At 24.6% G+C, this 1786-nt stretch carries 1 protein-coding gene; it reads right to left on the bottom strand.

Annotation, left to right across the window (positions count from 1 at the left end; translation table 11 throughout):
- Window positions 1-396: 396 nt before the first annotated feature.
- Window positions 397-1335, bottom strand: coding sequence for a GTP cyclohydrolase MptA (mptA, locus tag Q0138_RS01510; RefSeq protein ID WP_297979958.1), 939 nt, complete (start codon window positions 1333-1335; stop codon window positions 397-399).
- Between the last annotated feature and the right edge of the window lie 451 nt (window positions 1336-1786).

Raw genomic sequence — 1786 nt, forward strand, 5'->3', positions numbered from 1 at the left:
TCTTTTTTTTAATAATTTTTTAAATAAAATTTATATTCTTATTTTTAATTTAGATAATATATAAATTTTACAAGAATTTTTAAATTTGTGTAAAATTAGTAAAATTAGTAAAATTAGCAAATTAGTTAAATTAGTTAAATTAGTTAATTTAGTTAATTTAGTTAATTTAGTTAAATTAGTTGAATTAGTTGAATTAGTTAAATTAGTTAAATTAGTAAAATTATTAATTAATTACATTAAGTAATAACTCTTAAACCTTGTACTGACTAGTTTAATAAAATAAAAAGAGTTTTTTAATAAACCTTATATTGACTAGGTTTATTAAATTGAAAATTTAGTTTTTCTTTAAAAAGTTTTAGCAAATAAGCAATATTTGCATTGGAAAAATAAAAAAATTTATAAATTAAGTTCTTCTTTTAAAGCCCCTAATGTAGAAACCTTTTCCGCGAAAGCATTATGTCTGTGAATACTTTCTTGGTTTTCTTGACGAGTAGTAATTAAAGTGTCGTCAGGCAAGTCTGAAAAGTTTTCAATGATCTTTTCATTCATTGTTCTTACACAATCTTCTACAAAAACAGGGTTTTTATGAGCGTTCATTACAACTGCATTTTCATCAGGACGTTTTAATAGCTCAGAAACTGGGGAACTCATTGATGATTCAATAATGTCAATAAGCAATTCTCCATCAATATATTCGTTTTCTGGAACCTCTATTAAAATTGTTCCCACTCCCCTTTGATTGTGGGATGCGAAAGTAACAGTGTTCAATACCTTCTCACAAGTTTCTTCATCCAAGAATTCCAATAAATTATTTTTATCCACTTCTCTTACAGATTCCTGTGCACATGGACATACAGTCATTCCAATGACTTCTGCACCAATACTTTTACGAATTGTTATAGAACCGTCATCTTCACGTATACCGATAGCATTAGCTATTATTTTAGCCATTTCTTGAGATCTGTTATCAGTAACAGGAGAATCTTTCATAAACATGTAGTCACTAACCATGTTTACTTCAACACGTTTAGCATATTCATGTTTTTCAAGCATTCTAGTAACAATATCTGCGCAAAGTGACTCAACTCCAATTGAGGAACTTGTTGCCACTTCATCGACTACTTCACTGATAGCTTCAGGAGTTCTAGACATATGAGTACCTTTTTGATTGCTTGGTAAATCTACAAAAGCATCAAAAGTAGGTAACAGTATAATTGGTCTTTTTTCTTTTCTTTTAAGAGTTAAAAGTTTTTTAACACCAGTTACACCTACTCTGCTTAAATGTATAGGTATACGTGGTGCGTCATCTTGTGTGTCAGGGAGACAAACTACCATTTTTGTTAACCTTCTGTAATTTTTAATACATTTTTTGTTTTTAATTAAATTGTTATAATATATTTAAAAGTCAAACATACTATATATTTATATATTTTTTGTTTAATTCTTTTATATAATTTTCTATGATTTATTATAACATATTATATTTTGTTGAATTATTTAATAAAATTTTCTTAAAAAAAGCTCTCATATTCCTTAAAATTATTATTTTTTTAATATTTCGTATTATTTTTTTTAATTATAATAATGCTTAAGATGGTTTGGATTTAAGAAGAGTTTTAAAATTTATTTCAGAATGTTGTGATTTTTAAAAAGAGTTAAATATTTTTTTAGAATGTTTTGATTTTTTAAAAGTGTTAAAAAAATTATTAAAATTTAAGTTTTAATTTTTTTAAAAAGGAGTTAAAATTTATAATAAAAATTAAGTTTAATTTTTTTTTAATGAGTT

This window comes from uncultured Methanobrevibacter sp. (genome assembly GCF_937906425.1).
Classification (GTDB): Archaea; Methanobacteriota; Methanobacteria; order Methanobacteriales; family Methanobacteriaceae; genus Methanobrevibacter.